A 20877-nucleotide genomic window follows, 5' to 3' on the forward strand; every position below is an offset into this window, starting at 1 on the left:
GCTATGGGGGGATTTTCGTGAATAATGGTTACTCACCTATGTCTTCTAATCAACAAAATGTTTCTGTAGAGCATGATATTATTATGCGTGGTAGGCGTGTGATCGATATTACTGGTGTAAAACAAGTAGAGAGTTTTGATAGCGAAGAATTTTTACTCGAGACTGTGATGGGTTTTTTAACAATTCGTGGACAAAACTTGCAAATGAAGAATTTAGATGTGGAAAAAGGTGTTGTATCGATTAAAGGCAAGATTCATGAGATGTTGTATATTGATGAGAATCAAGGGGAGAAAACTAAAGGCTTCTTTAGTAAGTTGTTTAAATGAGTCTAACAATTCAGTTGTATACAATGCTTTCGATGATCGGAATGGGTGCTTGGATTGGAGCATCATTAGATACATACCAACGTTTTTTAAAGCGTCAGGAACGTAAACGTTGGCTTGTATTTATACATGATATACTATTTTGGGTTGTCCAAGCATTATTCGTTTTTTATGTATTACTTCTCGTAAATGAAGCTGAACTACGTATATATGTATTTTTGGCATTATTATGTGGTTTTGCGGCATATCAAAGCTTATTGAAAGCACTATACATGAGGTTGTTAAATTTTCTCATCTATATTTTTGTGCAAACAACACATTTTTTTGTTCGAATTATACAGCTACTCATGATAAAACCTGTTATTATTATAGCGCAGCTATTTATTACATTTATATTATTCTTATTTCGTATACTGCTTTCAATTGGACATGTGTTATGGAAAATGGTGATTTGGATATTACTTTTCATATGGAAAGTTTTTTTCTGGCCTGTTCGATTTATTGCTTTGCTCATATGGAAACTTCTCCCTAATCGTGTTAAACTTTTTATAATGAAACATGTAGGGTTCCTGCAATATATAGCAAAATTGAAGGGACACATCTTCCAACTATGGGAGCGTATAAAAAAGAAGTTAGGGGGACCTCGGAAATGAGGGAACTGAGACAAAGAACAATCGAAAAACAGAGTCCAAATCCTGTTAAAGAGCATATAATACAAACGGATGAGAACAGGAAGCGACTTTATCGCCGTTTAGCGGTTTTTCTTGTCTTTGCTTTTACAATTATTGCGAGTATTAGTGTAACTTTTTATCAACAAAACAGTTCCATTAAAGCAAAAGAAGCAAAAGTTAAGGACATGAAAAAAGAACTAGATTCATTAACGAATAAAGAAAAAAGTCTAAAAGACGAAGTTCAAAAGTTAAATGATGAAGAGTACGTATTAAAGATTGCTAGAAGGGATTATTTCTTCTCCGGAAAAGGGGAGATAATTTTTCCTGTTTCTAAGTAAAGTATGTCTTATTGACACTATATTTTAGGATTATATATAATAAAGTAAAATTTGACTTTTTAATCACTAAGGAGGAGCATTTTTTTTATGTCAATCGAGGTAGGCAGCAAGTTACAGGGTAAAGTAACAGGTATTACAAATTTTGGGGCTTTTGTGGAGCTGCCAGAAGGCTTAACGGGTCTTGTTCATATTAGTGAAGTTGCTGATAATTATGTGAAAGATATTAATGATCACTTAAAAGTGGGCGACCAAGTAGAAGTAAAAGTTATTAATGTTGAAAAAGATGGGAAAATTGGTCTATCTATTAAAAAAGCGAAAGAACGTGAAAAAACAGAAGGAGATCGTCCACGCGGTGAATACCAACGCGGTGGTGATCAACAACGTTCTGGACGTCCACAACGTAATAATCGCTCTTTCAACAGAGATAATCGCGGTGGCGGTAACGACCGAGCTCCAAAAGAAACATTTGAGCAAAAGATGGCACGCTTCTTAAAGGATAGCGAAGATCGTTTAACTTCTTTAAAGCGTAACACAGAGTCTAAACGTGGTGGCCGTGGCGCACGTCGCGGATAATAAGAACGTTTAGTTTTTAACATATAGAGAGGTACCCAGAGTGATGGCTCAGGGTGCTTTTTTATATGCGAAAATATATTTTTTAAAAAAGTTTTTGAGATGTGTTGACTTTAAATGATATCTGATGTAAGATACTAATTGTCCGTTAAATAAGACGACATGGCGGTGTAGCTCAGCTGGCTAGAGCGTACGGTTCATACCCGTGAGGTCGGGGGTTCGATCCCCTCCGCCGCTATATTTAATTTAACGGCCCGTTGGTCAAGTGGTTAAGACACCGCCCTTTCACGGCGGTAACACGGGTTCGAATCCCGTACGGGTCATCTAAAAAGATCATGCAAACTTGCATGATCTTTTTTTGTTAAATAAAAAAGTAAGACATACAATACTTCTACAAAATCACCTTAAATTTTCTGAATCTTCAATATAATAAAGGGAGATAAATTACATACTATGTATATATGTAGAGTTATTTCGAATAAAAAGTCGAACGATTATAAAAGTGAAAACTGTTGTTTTGACAAAAATCCCAATAAGCATCTTTTATAATGACAGTAATTAAACTATGCAGGTGGTGTTAAAAATATGCCTAAAGCAGGAAGGAATACTATGAATACAAGTGCATTGGCAATAAATGAAAGTCAGCTTGGAGGAATAAAGTGGACGAGTAAGTTGCGAATGAAGTTTGAACAAGTTTTCTTTAGATGGGGATTTATTATTGTTGTTATTGGTTTTCTTTTGGGAAGAGCGTATATATTAACAAACATTTTACCGTTTGCATTACCGTTTTTCGCTGCCGTTTATGTTATGAAGCGAGATAAAATGCCGCTCGCATTCCTAGCTTTAATGGGAGGAGCACTTTCAGTTTCGATAGATAATTTATTTTTTACTTTCGCGTCTATCTTTACTTTCTTCATTTATAATATCTTCTTTAGTCGGTTTACACGTAAAACTGTTGGACTTGTACCATTCCAAGTATTTATCTCCGCATTAACCGCACATTTAGTTGTTGTATATTTTGCACAGCAAACTATCACCATGTACGATTTGCTCGTTAGCACGATTGAAGCGGGGCTTAGTTTCGTATTAACGATGATATTTTTACAAAGTGTTCCGCTCTTAGTAGAAAGGAAAGGGAAACAACAAGCATTAGAGACAGAAGAAATTGTTTGTTTAATTATATTACTAGCATCTGTTTTAACAGGTACGACGGATTGGTTTGTATATGACGCTTCTATTCAACATATTTTCACTAGATATTTAGTGTTAGTATTTGCCTTCATCGCCGGCGCTGCTACAGGATCCACAGTTGGGGTTGTCACCGGCTTAATATTAAGTTTAGCGAATGTGTCCAGTTTGTCTCAGCTTAGCCTTCTTGCTTTTTCTGGATTGCTTGGAGGGTTATTGAAAGAAGGGAAGCGTCTAGGCGTTAGTTTAGGTTTGTTAATTGGGACAAGCTTAATTACATTATATGTAGATAAGCAAACGAACATTGTAACAACTTTAATTGAATCAGGTGTGGCAATTGTTTTCTTTTTATTAACACCGAAACTTGTTCTGGATCGCATTGCTAAATTTATGCCGGGAACACAAGAGCATTCACAAGATCAACAACAATATTTAAGAAGAATGCGCGATGTTACAGCGAACAAAATTAATCAATTTGCAAATGTGTTTGCGGCTTTATCTAATAGCTTTTCTGTATATGGTTATGTGGAGGAGGAAGATAAAGAAACAGAGGCAGATTTATTTTTAAGTACAATTACTGCGAAAACATGTCAAACGTGCTTTAAAAAGGATCAATGCTGGGTGGTTAATTTTGACAAAACGTATGATTATATGAAACAAATAATGAGTGAAACGGAAGAAGGAACACTGCAGCATAATCGGAAGTTAGTTCGTGAATGGGACAAGCATTGTGTGAGAGGTAAGAAAGTAACAGATTTAGTAGCCGGTGAATTAGATCACTTTTATGAGGGACAAAAATTACGAAAACAAATGAAAGAAAATCGCAGAATAGTAGCGGAGCAATTATTAGGCGTATCAAAAGTTATGGAGGATTTCGCACAGGAAATACAAAGAGAGCGAGAAAATCATCAAGTACAGGAAGAACAAATTTTGCAAGCGTTTCGTGATTTTGGCGTCGAAGTGGAGCATGTTGATATTTATTGTTTAGATAGAGGGAGCATTGATATTGAGATGTTAATTCCGGCTGCATCTAATGAGCATGGTGAGTGCGAAAAATTAGTTGCGCCGATGCTTTCGGATATTCTAAAAGAAAATATTGTCGTTAAACATGAAGAAAAGTCTTCTTATCCAAATGGTCACAGTTTAATATCATTTGGTTCAGCAAAGACGTATTCTCTTGATACGGGATTGGCTACAGCTGCAAAAGGCGGTGGGTTTGTTTCGGGGGATTCTTATGCGATGATGGATTTGAGTGTGGGTAAATATGCACTTGCGATTAGTGACGGTATGGGAAATGGGCAACGAGCTCATATGGAGAGTAAGGAAACGGTAAAATTATTACAAAAGATACTTCAATCAGGTATTGATGAGGAAATAGCAATTAAATCGATCAATTCAATTCTTTCTTTAAGAACGACAGAAGAGATGTTTACAACACTGGATTTGGCGATGGTAGATTTACGGGATGCGAATGCGAAATTTTTAAAGATCGGATCGACGCCGAGTTTTGTTAAACGCGCAAATAATATTTTGAAAATTGAAGCAAGTAATTTGCCAATGGGGATCATTGAAGATGTTGAGGTTGATGTAGTGGGTGAGCAATTAAAAACGGGCGATATTCTTATTATGATGAGCGATGGTATTTTTGAAGGAGCGCAGCATGTGGAGAACCATGAATTATGGATGAAACGAAAAATTAAGGAACTGCAAACCGAGGACCCGCAAGAAATTGCTGATATCATTATGGAAGAAGTGATTCGTTCTTGTGATGGTTATATAAATGACGATATGACAATTGTTGTGGCGAAAGTAAAGAAGAATATGCCGAAGTGGGCTACGATTCCAATTGTAGGAATGCAGGCGCAATAAAGTAAAACTTTAATCAGTGGGGGGTTCTCCATCCCCGCAGATAAAAAGCCCGTACCAATCGGGCTTTTTATCTGCTATTGATTCATATAGTCTATTCTGAAAAACCTAGGCGAATTCCTAGGTTTTTTTGCTTTAAAAGGTAATGTTATTATTTTTTTGAATATGTGCGGAGGATGTAAGATAAAAATGTAATTTTTGTATATCTTTTTTTTGCACAATGTTTGTAAAAGTTGTACCATTATAGACAAGGTAACTAACGTTGCTGTTCTTGTTTAATGAAAGGTGATTACGAAGTTGAAAGATACATTTGTTGAAAAGGTAGATGACTTTGTAAAGCAGCATGATGTATTAAAGGAATGTTCAACAATTGTTGTAGGAGTTTCGGGTGGCCCTGACTCTTTAGCTCTTCTATATTATTTGTTAGAAAAAAGGGCAGAAAAACAGTTGGAAATTGTAGTAGCGCATGTGGATCATATGTTTAGAGGCGATGAATCTCATGAGGATCTACAGTTTGTGCAGGATCTTTGCAAAGGACTGGGAGTTACTTGCGAAACGATAAGGGTTAACGTGTCGCAATATCAACAGCAATACGGAATGAATGCGCAGGTTGCTGCTAGAGAATGCAGATATGCATTTTTGGAAAGAATAATGAAGAAATATGATGCGAGATATGTAGCTCTTGGGCATCATGGAGATGATCAAGTAGAAACGATTTTAATGCGCCTTGTACGAGGGAGTACTCCGAAAGGGTATGCAGGAATTGCAGTGAAGCGTCCTTTTCATAATGGATATTTAATTAGGCCTTTACTTGGAGTAACGAAGGAAGAAATTGTTAATTACTGTAATGAGCTAAATTTAATTCCCCGTATAGATCCGAGTAATAAAAAGGAAGTATATACAAGGAATCGATTACGTAAATATGTCCTTCCTCATTTGAAAGAAGAAAATCCACAAGTGCATGAGAAATTTCAAAAATTTAGCGTGCAGATGCAAGAGGATGAGGCTTATTTGCAGGAATTAGCTTTTGAGAAAATGAATAAAGTAATTACAAAAAAAGTGATAAACAAATTAGCTTATCAATTCCTGCCTTTGAATCCATGTCTATGCCTTTACAAAGAAGAGGGATTCAACTAATATTAAACTATCTTTATGAATATAAGATTCCATCTTCTCTTTCCTCTATACATATTGACAAAGTGATTGAGTTTTTTAAGCGGACACAACCTTCGGGTTCACTTGATTTCCCAGGTGATTTAAAAATTGTTCGCACATACGAGGAGTGTAGCTTTGGATTTAAACAAGAAATTGTTTCTCCTTTTTCGCAAGATTTATCAGTACCCGGGACAATTACGCTATCGAACGGGGATGAACTTGTAATAGAGGTGAGCGAAGATATACCAAGTAACATGAATGAAACAGTATTTGTTGCTAAGTATAATGATATATCATATCCACTTCGTATTCGTTCTAGGGAAAATGGAGATCGCATGTCAATACAAGGTATGAATGGCACAAAAAAGATAAAAACTATTTTTATCGAAGCAAAAGTACCAAGAGAAAAAAGAGAAGCATGGCCGGTCGTTTGTGATGCAAGTGGGAATATTATTTGGATACCCTTGTTGAAGCGATCTGCATTTGCTGTTTCGAAAGAGATGGCAAAGAAGGATAAATATATGATTATTCACTACAAAAGCAAGGAGTCTTCCGGGAGGATAATGAAATGATGAATCAAGATATCGAAAAAGTATTAATTTCTGAAGAACAAATACAAGAAAAGGTGCGCGAATTAGGTGCAATTATTGCAGAGGATTATAAAAACACAGTACCTCTTGCAATTGGTGTATTAAAAGGCGCAATGCCATTCATGGCAGATTTATTAAAGAGAACAGATACATATCTTGAAATGGATTTTATGGCTGTATCTAGTTACGGTCACTCTACTGTTTCAACAGGCGAAGTGAAAATTTTAAAAGATCTTGATACTTCTGTAGAAGGTCGCGATATTTTAATCGTTGAGGATATTATTGATAGCGGTCTTACGCTAAGTTACTTAGTGGACCTATTTAAATATCGTAAAGCGAAGTCTGTAAAAATTGTTACGTTATTAGACAAACCAACAGGCCGCAAGGTAGATTTGAAAGCGGATTATGTTGGATTTACTGTCCCACATGAGTTTGTTGTAGGATATGGATTAGATTATAAAGAGCAGTACCGTAATCTTCCTTATGTAGGAGTATTAAAACCAAGCGTTTACTCAAATTAATTAAATACAGGCGTTACAATTGTATAGGAAAGTTTTTCTATGTTACGATTTACAATAGTGTTTATGCCGTGAGAGGAGGTTAGGAATGAATCGTATCTTCCGTAATACCATCTTTTATTTACTGATATTCCTAGTAGTAATTGGAATCGTGAGCTATTTTAATGGTTCAACGCAAAAAACGACATCAGTTAGCTACGATAAATTCATTACTAAACTAGAAAAAGGTGAAGTGCGCAATGTGCAACTTCAACCGAAAAATGGTGTGTTTGAGGTAAAAGGACAATTTAATACTTCTAGCCAAGGAGAACAATTTGTTACTTATGCACCAAATACTGAGGAATTACAAAAGAAAATTAATGATAAAGCGCAAGGTGCTGAAGTTAAGTATCAACCAGCAGAAGAAACAAGTGCTTGGGTAACCTTCTTTACTTCTATCATTCCGTTTGTCATTATCTTCATTTTATTCTTCTTCTTATTAAACCAAGCTCAAGGCGGCGGTAGCCGTGTTATGAACTTCGGGAAAAGTAAGGCGAAGTTATATAATGACGAAAAGAAAAAAGTTCGTTTCAGAGATGTTGCTGGAGCGGATGAAGAGAAACAAGAGCTTGTTGAGGTAGTTGAATTCTTGAAAGATCCTCGTAAGTTTGCTGAAGTTGGTGCCCGTATTCCTAAGGGTGTTCTGTTAGTGGGACCTCCAGGTACAGGTAAAACTTTATTAGCACGTGCTGTTGCAGGTGAAGCTGGCGTTCCGTTCTTCTCTATCAGTGGTTCTGACTTCGTAGAGATGTTTGTCGGTGTCGGTGCATCCCGTGTACGTGATTTATTCGAAAATGCAAAGAAAAATGCTCCTTGTATCATTTTCATTGATGAAATTGATGCAGTAGGACGTCAACGTGGCGCAGGTCTTGGTGGTGGCCATGATGAGCGTGAGCAAACGCTGAACCAATTACTTGTTGAAATGGATGGATTCGGTGCAAACGAAGGTATTATTATCATCGCTGCAACAAACCGTCCCGATATTCTTGATCCAGCATTATTACGTCCAGGTCGTTTTGACCGTCAAATTACAGTAGATCGTCCAGATGTAAATGGTCGTGAAGCTGTACTTAAAGTACATGCTCGTAATAAACCGCTTGATGATCATATTAACTTAAGAGCAATTGCAACTCGTACACCAGGGTTCTCTGGTGCCGATCTTGAAAACTTATTAAACGAAGCTGCTTTAGTAGCTGCGCGTCAAGATAAGAAGAAAATTGATATGAGTGACATTGATGAAGCGACGGATCGTGTTATTGCAGGTCCAGCTAAGAAAAGTCGTGTTATCTCTGAAAAAGAACGTAATATCGTTGCATTCCATGAAGCTGGCCATACTGTAATTGGTGTTGTCCTTGATGAAGCAGATATCGTTCATAAAGTAACAATTGTCCCTCGTGGTCAAGCTGGTGGATATGCAGTAATGCTTCCGAAAGAAGATCGTTACTTCATGACAAAACCAGAGTTACTTGATAAAATCACTGGTTTACTTGGTGGTCGAGTAGCTGAAGAGATTGTGTTTGGTGAAGCAAGCACAGGTGCTCACAACGACTTCCAACGTGCGACTGGTATTGCAAGACGTATGGTTACGGAGTTCGGTATGAGTGATAAGCTTGGACCGATGCAATTCGGTAGCTCGCAAGGTGGTCAAGTGTTCTTAGGAAGAGACTTCCATTCAGAACAAAACTACAGTGATGCAATTGCACATGAAATCGATGTGGAAATGCAAACGATTATAAAAGAATGTTATGCCCGCGCGAAACAAATTCTTACTGAAAAACGTGATAAGCTAGATATTATTGCGAAAACGTTACTTGAAGTAGAAACGTTAGATGCAGAGCAAATTAATCATTTATATGATTACGGCAGATTGCCAGAGCGCCCAACATCTTCAGATGATGTAAAAGTAAACATCAATATGAAGAAGGACGATGAAGACGTAGAAGATAAGTAAGAGATAAAGGAGTGACAATTGTCACTCCTTTTTTATTTGTAGAAAAATACTAAGTCGGAAAAATTTTTAATAAAATTAGTATTAAAAATTGAAATAGAGAGTAATCTTTTTGTAAAATGATGAGGATAGAAAAGCTGATTATATAAGTATGTGTGATATGATGTTTTTATAAGTTTTATACATACTACATAAATATAGATTAAATAAGATAAGTGGTGAGAATATGATTTTTGTATTGGATGTAGGGAACACAAATGCTGTACTAGGCGTATTTCAAGATGGGGAACTTCGTCAGCATTGGCGTATGGAAACAGATCGTCACAAGACGGAAGATGAATATGGAATGCTTGTAAAGCAGTTACTTGAGCATGAGGGTCTTTCATTTGAAGATGTGAAAGGTATTATTGTGTCTTCAGTTGTACCACCAATTATGTTTGCTTTAGAGCGCATGTGTGAAAAGTATTTTAAAATTAAACCGCTTGTAGTAGGGCCCGGGATAAAAACAGGGCTAAATATTAAATATGAAAATCCGCGTGAAGTAGGCGCAGACCGAATTGTAAATGCAGTAGCGGGAATCCATTTATATGGAAGTCCGCTTATTATTGTCGATTTCGGTACGGCTACCACATATTGTTATATTAACGAAGAGAAGCATTACATGGGTGGAGTTATTACACCGGGAATTATGATTTCAGCGGAAGCCTTATATAGTAGAGCGGCAAAACTTCCTCGTATTGAAATTACAAAACCAAGTAGTGTTATTGGGAAGAATACAGTAAGTGCGATGCAATCTGGTATTCTTTACGGATATGTTGGACAAGTGGAAGGTATTGTTAAGCGTATGAAAGAGGAAGCTAAACAGGAACCAAAAGTTATTGCAACAGGTGGATTAGCGAAATTAATTTCAGAAGAATCAAATGTAATTGATATCGTAGATCCGTTTTTAACGTTAAAAGGTTTGTATATGTTATATGAACGTAATGCAAATTTACAGTATGAGAAAGGTGAATAAATAAGTATGAAAGATTATTTAGTAAAAGCTTTAGCATTTGATGGAGAAGTACGTGCGTATAGTGTGCGTACAACAAATACAGTAAGTGAAGCGCAAAGACGTCACGACACGTGGAGAACTGCTTCAGCAGCGCTTGGCCGTTCTTTAACTGCGGGTACAATGATGGGTGCGATGTTAAAAGGTAATCAAAAGTTAACAATTAAGGTAGAGGGTAACGGTCCGATTGGTCCAATCTTAGTGGATGCTCATGCAAATGGGGATGTACGTGGTTATGTAACGAATCCGCATGTTGATTTTGAAGGAACAGAACAAGGAAAACTACGTGTATATCAAGCGGTGGGAACAGAAGGATTTGTAACTGTAATTAAAGATATTGGTATGCGCGAGCCGTTTATTGGTCAATCTCCAATTGTTTCAGGTGAATTAGGAGAAGACTTCACGTACTATTTTGCAGTTTCTGAACAGACGCCTTCTTCTGTTGGTGTTGGTGTTCTTGTAAATGGAGATGACAGCGTATTAGCGGCGGGTGGATTTATCCTTCAAATTATGCCGGGCGCACAGGAAGAAACAATTGCATTCATTGAAGATCGTTTGCAAAAAATCCCTCCTGTATCAACATTGATCGAACAAGGTCTTTCTCCAGAAGAGCTACTATATGCAGTTCTTGGGGAAGATAAAGTAAAGGTATTAGAAACTATGGATGTTCAATTTAATTGCACTTGCTCACGTGAACGTATTGAGAGTGTGTTAATTAGTTTAGGTAAAACAGAATTAGAGCAAATTCGTGAAGAAGAAGAAGAGACGGAAGTGCACTGTCATTTCTGTAATGAACGATATAAATTCTCTAAAGAAGATATTACAAGCATAATTGTGAACTTGTAATAAGGAAGTTTGGGTGGAGAATTGTTCGCTCGGATAGATTGACAAACAGGGAATTTTCTGACAAAATCTAAATATAGATAAAACCAATAAAAATACTCGGTGTTAGGAGTGACAGGAATGCGAGTGGCACAATCAGTTTCAGAATTAATCGGGAAAACGCCGATCGTTAAGTTGAACCGCATCGTAGAATCAGACAGCGCAGATGTATACTTAAAATTAGAATTTATGAATCCTGGGAGCAGTGTTAAAGATCGTATTGCATTAGCTATGATTGAAGATGCTGAAAAGAAAGGATTATTAAAAGAAGGCGATACAATCATTGAGCCAACAAGTGGTAACACAGGAATTGGTTTAGCGATGGTAGCGGCCGCTAAAGGATATAAGGCGATTTTAGTAATGCCAGAAACAATGAGTATTGAGCGTCGTAATTTATTACGTGCTTACGGTGCTGAATTAGTATTGACTCCAGGTCCTGAAGGAATGGGTGGGGCAATTCGTAAAGCGACTGAATTAGCGAAAGAGCATGGCTACTTTATACCGCAACAGTTCCAAAATCAATCAAATCCAGAAATTCATCGTTTAACAACAGGTCCAGAAATTGTTGAACAAATGGGTGATCAATTAGATGCGTTTATTGCAGGTATTGGTACAGGTGGAACAATTACTGGTGCTGGTGAAGTGCTGAAGGAAGCGTATAAAGATATTAAAATTTATGCAGTAGAACCTGCGGACTCACCAGTATTATCTGGTGGGAAGCCGGGGCCACATAAAATCCAAGGAATTGGGGCGGGATTCATCCCAGAGACATTGGATGTAAAGGTATATGATGAAATTATTCAAGTAAAAACAGAGCAAGCGTTTGAATATGCGAGAAGAGTGGCTAAAGAGGAAGGTATTTTAGTTGGTATCTCTTCAGGAGCAGTTATTTATGCAGCGACAGAAGTTGCGAAAAAATTAGGTAAAGGGAAAAAAGTACTTGTTATTATTCCAAGTAACGGTGAACGTTATTTAAGTACACCACTTTATCAATTTGAATCATAATTGAATGTGATTGAAAAGCATCCTTGAAAAAGGATGCTTTTTTCTTTTTGGATTGGAAATAGGAAAAGAGTGATTGACTAGAAAACTTCATGTAAAATAAGAGGTAGTATAATTAATTTATTTTCACTAACCTTCGAGTATAATCATTTTCTATATAAAGAGCTTATGTAGTTTGAGGTGGTTAATCTAAGAGGGTGGGATAAAAGAAGACGGGGTGTTGATATGCAACGAAGAAAATCTTTAGCGCTTTCTATTCCATATCAGTTAGATTTCTTTAAGCAATATAAATTTCTTTCTCAGGATAAGCCGCAACATATTTTGCTAGAAAGCGGACGTGGCGGTCGTTATAACATAGTGGGGTTAAACCCAGTAGCGGTAATCCAAGGGAAGGGTGAAACGTTACATATAAGCGAAAGTGGTAAGGAAACAATAAAGCGAGGGAATCCATTAGATTTAATGCAAGAATATATGGAAAAATGGAAAACAGACTACAATCCAGAGTACCCGCCGTTTCAAGGTGGTGCGATTGGCTACTTTAGTTATGATTGTATCCGTTATATCGAAAAACTCCCTTCTCTTGCAGAGGATGATCTGAATATACCCGATATATTCTTTTTATTATTTGACGATGTGTTCGTCTATGATCAAGAAGAAAAAGTATTGTGGATTATTACACATTATGTAGATAAGCATGCAGAGGCGGAAGAACGATTACATGAATGGAAGAATCTTTGGGCGGCAGAAGTGCCTGAAGTGACTATGCCGTTTGAACGTCCTGAAAAGAAAAATGAAGCGGTTGCTTTTACAGAAGAAGGCTTTATGAAGGCTGTTGAACGTATTCAAGAATATATTGGAAATGGTGATGTGTTTCAAGTAAACTTGTCGACAAGGCAAGAAAGAACTTTACAAACGCATCCGCTAGAAATTTATACAAGTCTTCGTAAAATTAATCCATCTCCATATATGGGATACTTGGAGCTTGGGGATTTTCAAATTGTTAGTGCTTCGCCTGAATTGCTAATTAAAAAACAAGGGCAAGAAGTAAGTACAAGACCAATTGCTGGTACAAGATCCCGCGGTGCGAATGAACAAGAGGATGAAGAATTAGCGAGGGAATTAATTGAGAACGAAAAGGAACGAGCGGAGCATGTAATGCTTGTAGATTTAGAACGAAATGATTTAGGGCGCGTTTGTAAATATGGCACTGTAGAAGTAGATGAATTTATGGTAATTGAAAAGTACTCACATGTTATGCATATCGTTTCTAATGTGCGTGGTGAGGTGGAAGAAGATAAGGATGCTTTCGATTTAGTGAAAGCTGTATTCCCTGGTGGAACAATTACCGGTGCCCCGAAAATACGTACGATGGAAATTATTGAAGAATTAGAACCTGTTCGACGAGGGATTTATACAGGTTCAATTGGTTGGATTGGTTATTCTGGAGATACGGAATTGAATATTGTAATTAGAACGCTTCTTGCTAAAGATGGGCAAGCGCATGTGCAAGCAGGAGCGGGAATTGTAATTGATTCAAATCCGAAAAATGAATATAAAGAGTCGTTAAAAAAGGCAATTGCTTTATGGCGTGCAAAAGAAAGTAGCGAAGAAACGGTTAGGTGAGAGAAATGATATTAATGATTGATAATTATGATTCTTTTACATTTAATTTGGTGCAATTTCTTGGAGAACTTGGACAAGAGCTTGTTATTAAGCGTAATGATGAAGTGACTATTGCAGATATTGAGAATATGAAACCAGATTTCTTAATGATTTCACCAGGTCCATGTAGTCCGAATGAAGCGGGAATTAGTATGGAAGCTATTAAATACTTTGCAGGAAAGCTTCCGATTTTTGGAGTTTGTCTTGGGCATCAATCTATTGCGCAAGTCTTTGGTGGAGAAGTTGTTCGAGCAGAGCGATTAATGCATGGGAAAACGTCGCCTATGCATCATGATGGAAAGACGATTTTCTCGGACATTCCTAATCCATTTACTGCAACGCGTTATCATTCCCTTATTGTTAAGAAAGAGACGTTACCTGATTGCTTAGAGGTAACATCTTGGACAGAGGAAGGGGAAATTATGGCGCTTCGTCATACAACATTACCGATTGAAGGTGTGCAGTTCCATCCGGAATCTATTATGACTTCTCATGGGAAAGAATTATTACAGAATTTCATTCGCAAATATAGTCCAAGCGTGGCATCGTGTTAATTTACGTAAATGGTGAATATGTAGAAGCGAATGAAGCGAAAATTTCTCCTTATGACCATGGTTATTTATACGGACTTGGAGTTTTTGAGACGTTTCGTATTTATAATGGTCATCCTTTCTTGTTGGATGATCATTATAAACGTTTAATAGATGCGCTAGATACATTGCAAATCAAATGGACAATGACAAAAGATGATGTAATGCTTATTTTGAAAAATCTCCTCGTTAAGAATGAATTGGAGCATGCATATGTTCGTTTCAATGTATCGGCGGGTGTAGATGAAATAGGATTGCAAACCGAAATGTATGAAGAGCCGTCGGTTATTGTTTTTATAAAACCTTTACCAGCCCCAGGGGATATAGTGGAAAAAGAAGGGGTTGTTTTAAAACAAGTGCGAAATACACCAGAGGGTGCGTTTCGCTTGAAGTCCCATCATTATTTAAATAACATTTTAGGGAAACGCGAAATTGGAAATGTTGTGGATAAGGAAGGTATTTTTCTTACTGAAGCAGGTTATGTTGCAGAGGGTATTGTTTCGAATCTCTTTTTTGTGAAAGACAATGTTTTGTATACGCCTTCGCTAAAAACAGGGATTTTAAATGGTATCACTCGTGCATTTATTATAAAGGTTGCAGAGGAGCTTCGTATAGAAATAAAGGAAGGTTTCTTTACGAAAGATGAATTGCTTTCAGCAGATGAAGCTTTTGTAACGAATTCCATTCAAGAAATTGTTCCGCTTTATCATATAGAGGGACGAGATTTCCCGGGTAAAGTCGGAATGATTACAAAAAGGTTTATGCATCTTTATGAAATGCAGAGAGAGAAATTGTGGAGTAGAAATGAATTGCGAAGAGGAGATGTGTAATTTGAAGTGGGATTATGATTTGCGCTGCGGCGAATATACATTGAATTTAAATGAAAAGACATTAATTATGGGGATTTTAAATGTAACGCCAGATTCATTTTCTGATGGTGGGAGTTACAACGAAGTGGATGCTGCGGTGCGCCATGCGAAAGAAATGAAAGATGAAGGTGCTCATATTATTGATATTGGTGGTGAATCTACTCGCCCGGGTTTCGCTAAAGTTTCGGTGGAAGAAGAAATTAAACGAGTTGTTCCGATGATCCAAACGGTTTCGAAGGAAGTGGAATTGCCTATTTCTATCGATACGTATAAAGCAGAAGTTGCGAAACAAGCAATTGAAGCTGGTGCTCACATTATTAATGATATTTGGGGGGCGAAGGCGGAACCGAAAATTGCTGAAGTTGCAGCTCATTATGATGTACCTATCATCTTAATGCATAACCGTGACAATATGAGTTATCGTAATTTAATGGCGGATATGATTGCTGATTTGTATGACAGTATTAAAATTGCTAAAGCTGCTGGTGTACGAGATGAGAATATTATTTTAGACCCAGGTATTGGTTTTGCTAAGACGCCTGAACAAAATTTGGAAGCGATGCGTAATTTAGAACAGTTAAATGTACTAGGTTATCCAGTTCTTTTAGGCACTTCAAGAAAGTCCTTTATTGGACATGTACTAGATTTACCGGTAGAGGAACGTCTTGAGGGAACTGGAGCTACCGTTTGTCTCGGTATTGAAAAGGGCTGTGAATTTGTTCGTGTTCATGATGTGAAAGAAATGGCGCGTATGGCTAAAATGATGGATGCGATGATTGGTAAGGGGGTAAAGTAATTGGATAAAATTTATATCCATGATATGGAGTTTTACGGTTATCATGGTGTATTCCCAGAGGAAAATAAATTAGGTCAGAGGTTTAAAGTTGATTTAACGGTAGAATTGGATTTGAAACGTGCAGGAGAAAGTGATGACTTAGAGCATTCTGTCAATTATGGAGAGCTTTTTGAATTGTGTAGGAAAGTTGTCGAAGATAGAACGTATAAGCTTGTAGAGAGCATCGCTGAAAATATCGCTACAAATATATTGAAACAATATGAGAGTATTTCACGATGTACAATTAAGGTAATTAAACCAGATCCGCCGATACCGGGGCATTATCGCGCTGTAGCGGTAGAAATTACGAGAGAACGTTCATGAATAATATAGCGTACATTGCATTAGGTTCGAATATTGGAGAGCGTTATACGTATTTAACTGAAGCGATTCAGTTTTTAAATAAAAGTCCGTATATCCAAGTTGATGATGTTTCATCAGTGTATGAAACTGATCCAGTTGGCTATACTGACCAAAGTTGCTTTTTAAATTTAGTTATAAAAATTTCTACCAATTTATCACCACAAGAATTATTGAAAGTAACGCAAAAAGTAGAGAATGACCTAGGAAGAAAAAGGGAAATTAGATGGGGTCCGAGAACCATCGACCTTGACATCTTACTCTATAATCAAGAAAATATTGAAGCAGAGAATCTTATTGTTCCGCATCCGCGGATGTTCGAAAGAGCTTTTGTTATCGTTCCGTTGTTAGAAATTAATCAAGATATAAAACAAGACATTTCACGTTCACAAGTAGAAGAAATGAAAAGGCGAGAGGGAGTAACGGTATGGAAGCAGAAAAATGGGGAAGACGCATTCGTGCTTTTCGAAAGCTGAAAGGCTATACACAAGAAGGTTTTGCTAAAGAATTAGGGGTATCTGTATCTGTTTTAGGTGAAGTTGAGAGAGGGAATCGATCGCCTTCCCAAGATTTTGTAGTAGAAGTTGCTAAAGCATTAAAGGTCTCGATAGATGAACTAATGCCAAAGTAATTATGAAGGAAGGAGTAAATCCAGTGTTAAAGATTGCAAATATTGAGATGAAAAATCCGGTTGTACTAGCACCGATGGCGGGAGTGTGTAACTCTGCATTCCGTTTAACAGTAAAAGAATTTGGTGCAGGCTTAGTTTGTGCTGAAATGGTAAGTGATAAGGCGATATTACTTAATAATAAGAGAACGTTAGATATGTTATATATCGACGAGAGAGAAAAGCCATTAAGTTTACAAATTTTTGGTGGAGAGAAAGAAACGCTTGTAGATGCTGCGAAATATGTAGATAAATATACGACAGCAGACATTATTGATATTAATATGGGTTGTCCAGTACCAAAAATCACTAAGTGTGATGCAGGAGCAAAATGGCTTTTAGATCCAAATAAAATATATGAAATGGTAGCGGCAGTTGTAGATGCTGTTGAAAAGCCAGTTACAGTTAAAATGCGTATAGGTTGGGATGAAGAACATATTTTCGCAATAGAAAATGCTAGAGCTGTTGAGCGTGCTGGTGGACAGGCAGTGGCAGTTCATGGACGTACACGAGTGCAAATGTATGAAGGAAAAGCAGATTGGGATATTATTAAACAAGTAAAGCAAGCTGTGAATATCCCGGTTATTGGAAATGGTGATGTTGAAACACCGCAAGATGCGAAGCGTATGCTTGATGAAATTGGTGTAGATGGTGTTATGATTGGCCGTGCTGCTCTTGGGGATCCGTGGATGATTTATCGTACGGTAAAGTATTTAGAGACGGGTGAATTAATGCCGGAACCAACAGTGCGCGAGAAAATTGATGTATGTATGTTGCATCTAGATCGTCTTATCGATTTAAAGAATGAAAATGTTGCTGTAAGAGAGATGAGAAAGCATGCGGCTTGGTATTTAAAAGGTGTTCGTGGTAATGCGAGTGTGCGTAATGGCATCAATACTTGCAACACACGTCAAGACCTTGCGAATGTATTAGGTGCATTTGTAGAAGAAGTAGAAGCGAAACAACAAACAATTTATGTTGGTTAATAAGGGAATGTAGAAGATTGACATTCTTCTACACACTTCCTATAATTACGTGAAAGAAAGAAGAACTGCCAGTTAGTTGCTGGCAGTTTTTCTAGTTGAGTAGAAAATGCTATACTGTATATATTGTAAAAATTAATAGAGCTGGAGTGATATCAATATCATGGATAACATGAACCACGAAGAATTAAACGACCAATTGCTTGTTCGTCGTGAAAAGCTACATAATTTACGTGAGCAAGGAATCGATCCGTTTGGTAAACGATTTGAACGCACAAATTCAACAACAGACTTAGTAAGTCTATATGGAGAATTCTCTAAAGAAGAATTAGAAGAGAAAGAAATCACTGTTTCTATCGCTGGTCGTATTATGACAAAACGCGGTAAAGGAAAAGCTGGATTCGCGCACATTCAAGATTTACACGGACAAGTTCAAATTTACGTTCGTAAAGATACTGTTGGAGATGAAGAGTACGAATTATTTACGACAGCAGATTTAGGTGACTTAGTAGGTATTGAAGGTAAAGTGTTCAAAACGAACGTTGGAGAACTTTCAGTAAAAGCAACAGGATTTACACTTTTAACGAAATCCCTTCGTCCATTACCGGATAAATACCATGGATTAAAAGATGTTGAACAACGTTACCGTCAACGTTACTTAGACTTAATTACAAGTATGGAAAGTCGTGAAACATTTGTTACTCGTAGTAAAATCATTCGTGAGATGAGAAGATATTTAGATGACAACGGTTATCTTGAAGTAGAAACGCCTATGATGCACGCGATTGCAGGTGGAGCATCTGCTCGTCCTTTCACAACGCACCATAATGCGTTAGATATGGAATTATATATGCGTATCGCAATTGAACTTCATTTAAAACGTCTTATTGTGGGTGGATTAGAAAAAGTTTATGAGATCGGCCGTGTATTCCGTAATGAGGGTGTATCAACTCGTCATAACCCTGAGTTTACGATGATTGAATTATATGAAGCATATGCTGATTATAATGATATTATGAAACTAACAGAAAATATGGTTGCTCATATTGCGAAAAAAGTATTGGGTACAACAACAATCCAATATGGTGATTATGAAATTAATCTAGAACCAGAATGGACACGTCTTCATATGGTAGATGCAATTAAGCAACACTCTGGAGCAGATTTCTGGAATCCAATGAGTGTAGAAGAAGCGCGTGAACTTGCAAAAGAACATAATGTAGAAATTAAGGATACAATGGAAGTTGGTCATATTATTAATGAGTTCTTCGAACAAAAAGTAGAAGATAAATTAATCCAACCGACATTTATTTATGGTCATCCGGTAGAAATTTCGCCACTTGCGAAAAAGAATGACGAAGATCCACGATTCACAGATCGTTTCGAGTTATTTATCGTTGCACGTGAACATGCGAATGCATTCACTGAGTTAAACGATCCAATCGATCAAAAAGAACGTTTTGAAGCTCAATTAAAAGAGCGCGAGCAAGGTAATGATGAAGCTCACATGATGGATGATGATTATATCGAAGCTCTTGAGTACGGTATGCCTCCTACGGGCGGATTAGGAATCGGTATTGATCGTTTAGTTATGTTATTAACAAATGCACCATCTATTCGCGATGTACTATTATTCCCTGCTATGCGTCATAAGCAAGACTAAGCTTTGGAGATTTCTCCAAAGCTTTTTTTATTTTACTATGAGTGATTTGAAGGAAGTGGGTTTTGATAGGGATCGTTTAGAAATTATATTTATATAGAAGAAACATGCTATTTTTATGCTTTTTTACTAAGTTAAAAATTTTATTAGAAAAACTATTGCATTTTAATAAGCGAACTGGTATATTTATATTCGTTGCCACGAGAGGTAACAAAAGAAACAAACGAAAAACAACTTATTTAAAAAAGTTGTTGACGAAAATATGACAAAATGTTATATTGATAAAGTCGCTTCTGAGCGACGAAGTAGTTCTTTGAAAACTGAACGAAACAAACAACGTGAAACGTCAATTTTTATTTTTAGATGCTAGACAAACTAACTTTATTGGAGAGTTTGATCCTGGCTCAGGATGAACGCTGGCGGCGTGCCTAATACATGCAAGTCGAGCGAATGGATTGAGAGCTTGCTCTCAAGAAGTTAGCGGCGGACGGGTGAGTAACACGTGGGTAACCTGCCCATAAGACTGGGATAACTCCGGGAAACCGGGGCTAATACCGGATAACATTTTGAACTGCATGGTTCGAAATTGAAAGGCGGCTTCGGCTGTCACTTATGGATGGACCCGCGTCGCATTAGCTAGTTGGTGAGGTAACGGCTCACCAAGGCAACGATGCGTAGCCGACCTGAGAGGGTGATCGGCCACACTGGGACTGAGACACGGCCCAGACTCCTACGGGAGGCAGCAGTAGGGAATCTTCCGCAATGGACGAAAGTCTGACGGAGCAACGCCGCGTGAGTGATGAAGGCTTTCGGGTCGTAAAACTCTGTTGTTAGGGAAGAACAAGTGCTAGTTGAATAAGCTGGCACCTTGACGGTACCTAACCAGAAAGCCACGGCTAACTACGTGCCAGCAGCCGCGGTAATACGTAGGTGGCAAGCGTTATCCGGAATTATTGGGCGTAAAGCGCGCGCAGGTGGTTTCTTAAGTCTGATGTGAAAGCCCACGGCTCAACCGTGGAGGGTCATTGGAAACTGGGAGACTTGAGTGCAGAAGAGGAAAGTGGAATTCCATGTGTAGCGGTGAAATGCGTAGAGATATGGAGGAACACC

Annotated in this window: 19 protein-coding genes, 2 tRNA genes, 1 rRNA gene and 1 pseudogene (1 of these 23 cut by a window edge); all 23 read left to right on the forward strand. The window is 37.5% G+C overall.

The features are described from left to right. Positions 1–17: 17 nt before the first annotated feature. On the forward strand, positions 18–326 hold the full coding sequence (gene yabP / locus BTOYO_RS13840) for a sporulation protein YabP (RefSeq protein ID WP_001059100.1): 309 nt from the start codon (positions 18–20) through the stop codon (positions 324–326). After that, a complete protein-coding gene (yabQ, locus tag BTOYO_RS13845; protein WP_000059780.1) occupies positions 323–976 on the forward strand; it encodes a spore cortex biosynthesis protein YabQ in 654 nt (217 codons plus the stop codon). Before yabP ends, yabQ begins: the two co-directional genes overlap by 4 nt. Further along, the gene (gene divIC / locus BTOYO_RS13850) at positions 973–1332 is read left to right on the forward strand and encodes a cell division protein DivIC (protein WP_001208736.1); all 360 of its coding nucleotides are present in this window, start codon (positions 973–975) and stop codon (positions 1330–1332) included. The genes yabQ and divIC overlap by 4 nt, the downstream gene beginning before the upstream one ends. Before the next feature lie 87 nt (positions 1333–1419). Further along, positions 1420–1905: a S1 domain-containing RNA-binding protein gene (locus tag BTOYO_RS13855; RefSeq protein ID WP_000021451.1), complete on the forward strand. Its 486-nt coding sequence runs from the start codon at positions 1420–1422 to the stop codon at positions 1903–1905. Positions 1906–2066: 161 nt separating this feature from the next. After that, positions 2067–2140: transfer RNA gene (locus BTOYO_RS13860), tRNA-Met, on the forward strand. A gap of 13 nt (positions 2141–2153) precedes the next feature. Beyond that, positions 2154–2225 (forward strand) — tRNA-Glu (locus BTOYO_RS13865). Positions 2226–2487: 262 nt separating this feature from the next. Beyond that, positions 2488–4959: a stage II sporulation protein E gene (gene spoIIE, locus BTOYO_RS13870; RefSeq protein WP_001123526.1), complete on the forward strand. Its 2472-nt coding sequence runs from the start codon at positions 2488–2490 to the stop codon at positions 4957–4959. A 294-nt stretch (positions 4960–5253) separates the two neighbouring features. Beyond that, positions 5254–6683, forward strand: a pseudogene (gene tilS, locus BTOYO_RS13875) (tRNA lysidine(34) synthetase TilS). Continuing rightward, a complete protein-coding gene (hpt, locus tag BTOYO_RS13880; protein WP_000981842.1) occupies positions 6680–7222 on the forward strand; it encodes a hypoxanthine phosphoribosyltransferase in 543 nt (180 codons plus the stop codon). Before tilS ends, hpt begins: the two are co-directional and overlap by 4 nt. An 85-nt stretch (positions 7223–7307) precedes the next feature. Further along, on the forward strand, positions 7308–9209 hold the full coding sequence (gene ftsH / locus BTOYO_RS13885; protein WP_001079666.1) for an ATP-dependent zinc metalloprotease FtsH: 1902 nt from the start codon (positions 7308–7310) through the stop codon (positions 9207–9209). A gap of 223 nt (positions 9210–9432) precedes the next feature. Then, the gene (locus BTOYO_RS13890) at positions 9433–10221 is read left to right on the forward strand and encodes a type III pantothenate kinase (RefSeq protein WP_000578374.1); all 789 of its coding nucleotides are present in this window, start codon (positions 9433–9435) and stop codon (positions 10219–10221) included. Between the two features lie 6 nt (positions 10222–10227). After that, positions 10228–11103 carry a redox-regulated molecular chaperone HslO gene (gene hslO / locus BTOYO_RS13895; RefSeq protein ID WP_000656374.1) on the forward strand — a complete coding sequence of 292 codons (876 nt, stop codon included), beginning with the start codon at positions 10228–10230 and terminating at the stop codon, positions 11101–11103. A 117-nt stretch (positions 11104–11220) separates the two neighbouring features. Beyond that, on the forward strand, positions 11221–12144 hold the full coding sequence (gene cysK / locus BTOYO_RS13900; RefSeq protein ID WP_001261721.1) for a cysteine synthase A: 924 nt from the start codon (positions 11221–11223) through the stop codon (positions 12142–12144). Positions 12145–12366: 222 nt separating this feature from the next. Next, a complete protein-coding gene (gene pabB, locus BTOYO_RS13905; RefSeq protein ID WP_001189707.1) occupies positions 12367–13764 on the forward strand; it encodes an aminodeoxychorismate synthase component I in 1398 nt (465 codons plus the stop codon). Between the two features lie 5 nt (positions 13765–13769). Further along, complete coding sequence (pabA, locus tag BTOYO_RS13910) at positions 13770–14357, forward strand: aminodeoxychorismate/anthranilate synthase component II (RefSeq protein ID WP_000602280.1); 588 nt, start codon at positions 13770–13772, stop codon at positions 14355–14357. Beyond that, complete coding sequence (gene pabC / locus BTOYO_RS13915; RefSeq protein WP_000909853.1) at positions 14351–15223, forward strand: aminodeoxychorismate lyase; 873 nt, start codon at positions 14351–14353, stop codon at positions 15221–15223. Before pabA ends, pabC begins: the two co-directional genes overlap by 7 nt. Then, positions 15198–16058, forward strand: a complete 861-nt coding sequence (gene folP / locus BTOYO_RS13920; protein WP_002104269.1) for a dihydropteroate synthase — start codon at positions 15198–15200, stop codon at positions 16056–16058. The genes pabC and folP overlap by 26 nt, the downstream gene beginning before the upstream one ends. Further along, the gene (folB, locus tag BTOYO_RS13925) at positions 16059–16421 is read left to right on the forward strand and encodes a dihydroneopterin aldolase (protein WP_000358065.1); all 363 of its coding nucleotides are present in this window, start codon (positions 16059–16061) and stop codon (positions 16419–16421) included. It begins immediately after the preceding gene. Then, positions 16418–16933, forward strand: coding sequence for a 2-amino-4-hydroxy-6-hydroxymethyldihydropteridine diphosphokinase (folK, locus tag BTOYO_RS13930; protein ID WP_001059455.1), 516 nt, complete (start codon positions 16418–16420; stop codon positions 16931–16933). Before folB ends, folK begins: the two co-directional genes overlap by 4 nt. Continuing rightward, on the forward strand, positions 16885–17088 hold the full coding sequence (locus BTOYO_RS13935; protein ID WP_000387027.1) for a helix-turn-helix domain-containing protein: 204 nt from the start codon (positions 16885–16887) through the stop codon (positions 17086–17088). The genes folK and BTOYO_RS13935 overlap by 49 nt, the downstream gene beginning before the upstream one ends. Positions 17089–17111: 23 nt before the next feature. Further along, a complete protein-coding gene (dusB, locus tag BTOYO_RS13940) occupies positions 17112–18110 on the forward strand; it encodes a tRNA dihydrouridine synthase DusB (RefSeq protein ID WP_000912241.1) in 999 nt (332 codons plus the stop codon). A gap of 160 nt (positions 18111–18270) precedes the next feature. After that, positions 18271–19770, forward strand: coding sequence for a lysine--tRNA ligase (lysS, locus tag BTOYO_RS13945; protein WP_000369685.1), 1500 nt, complete (start codon positions 18271–18273; stop codon positions 19768–19770). A 378-nt stretch (positions 19771–20148) separates the two neighbouring features. Continuing rightward, positions 20149–20877, forward strand: a 16S ribosomal RNA gene (locus tag BTOYO_RS13950); it runs 822 nt beyond the window's last position.

The sequence above is a fragment of the Bacillus toyonensis BCT-7112 genome, from assembly GCF_000496285.1.
In the GTDB taxonomy this organism is placed as follows: domain Bacteria; phylum Bacillota; class Bacilli; order Bacillales; family Bacillaceae_G; genus Bacillus_A; species Bacillus_A toyonensis.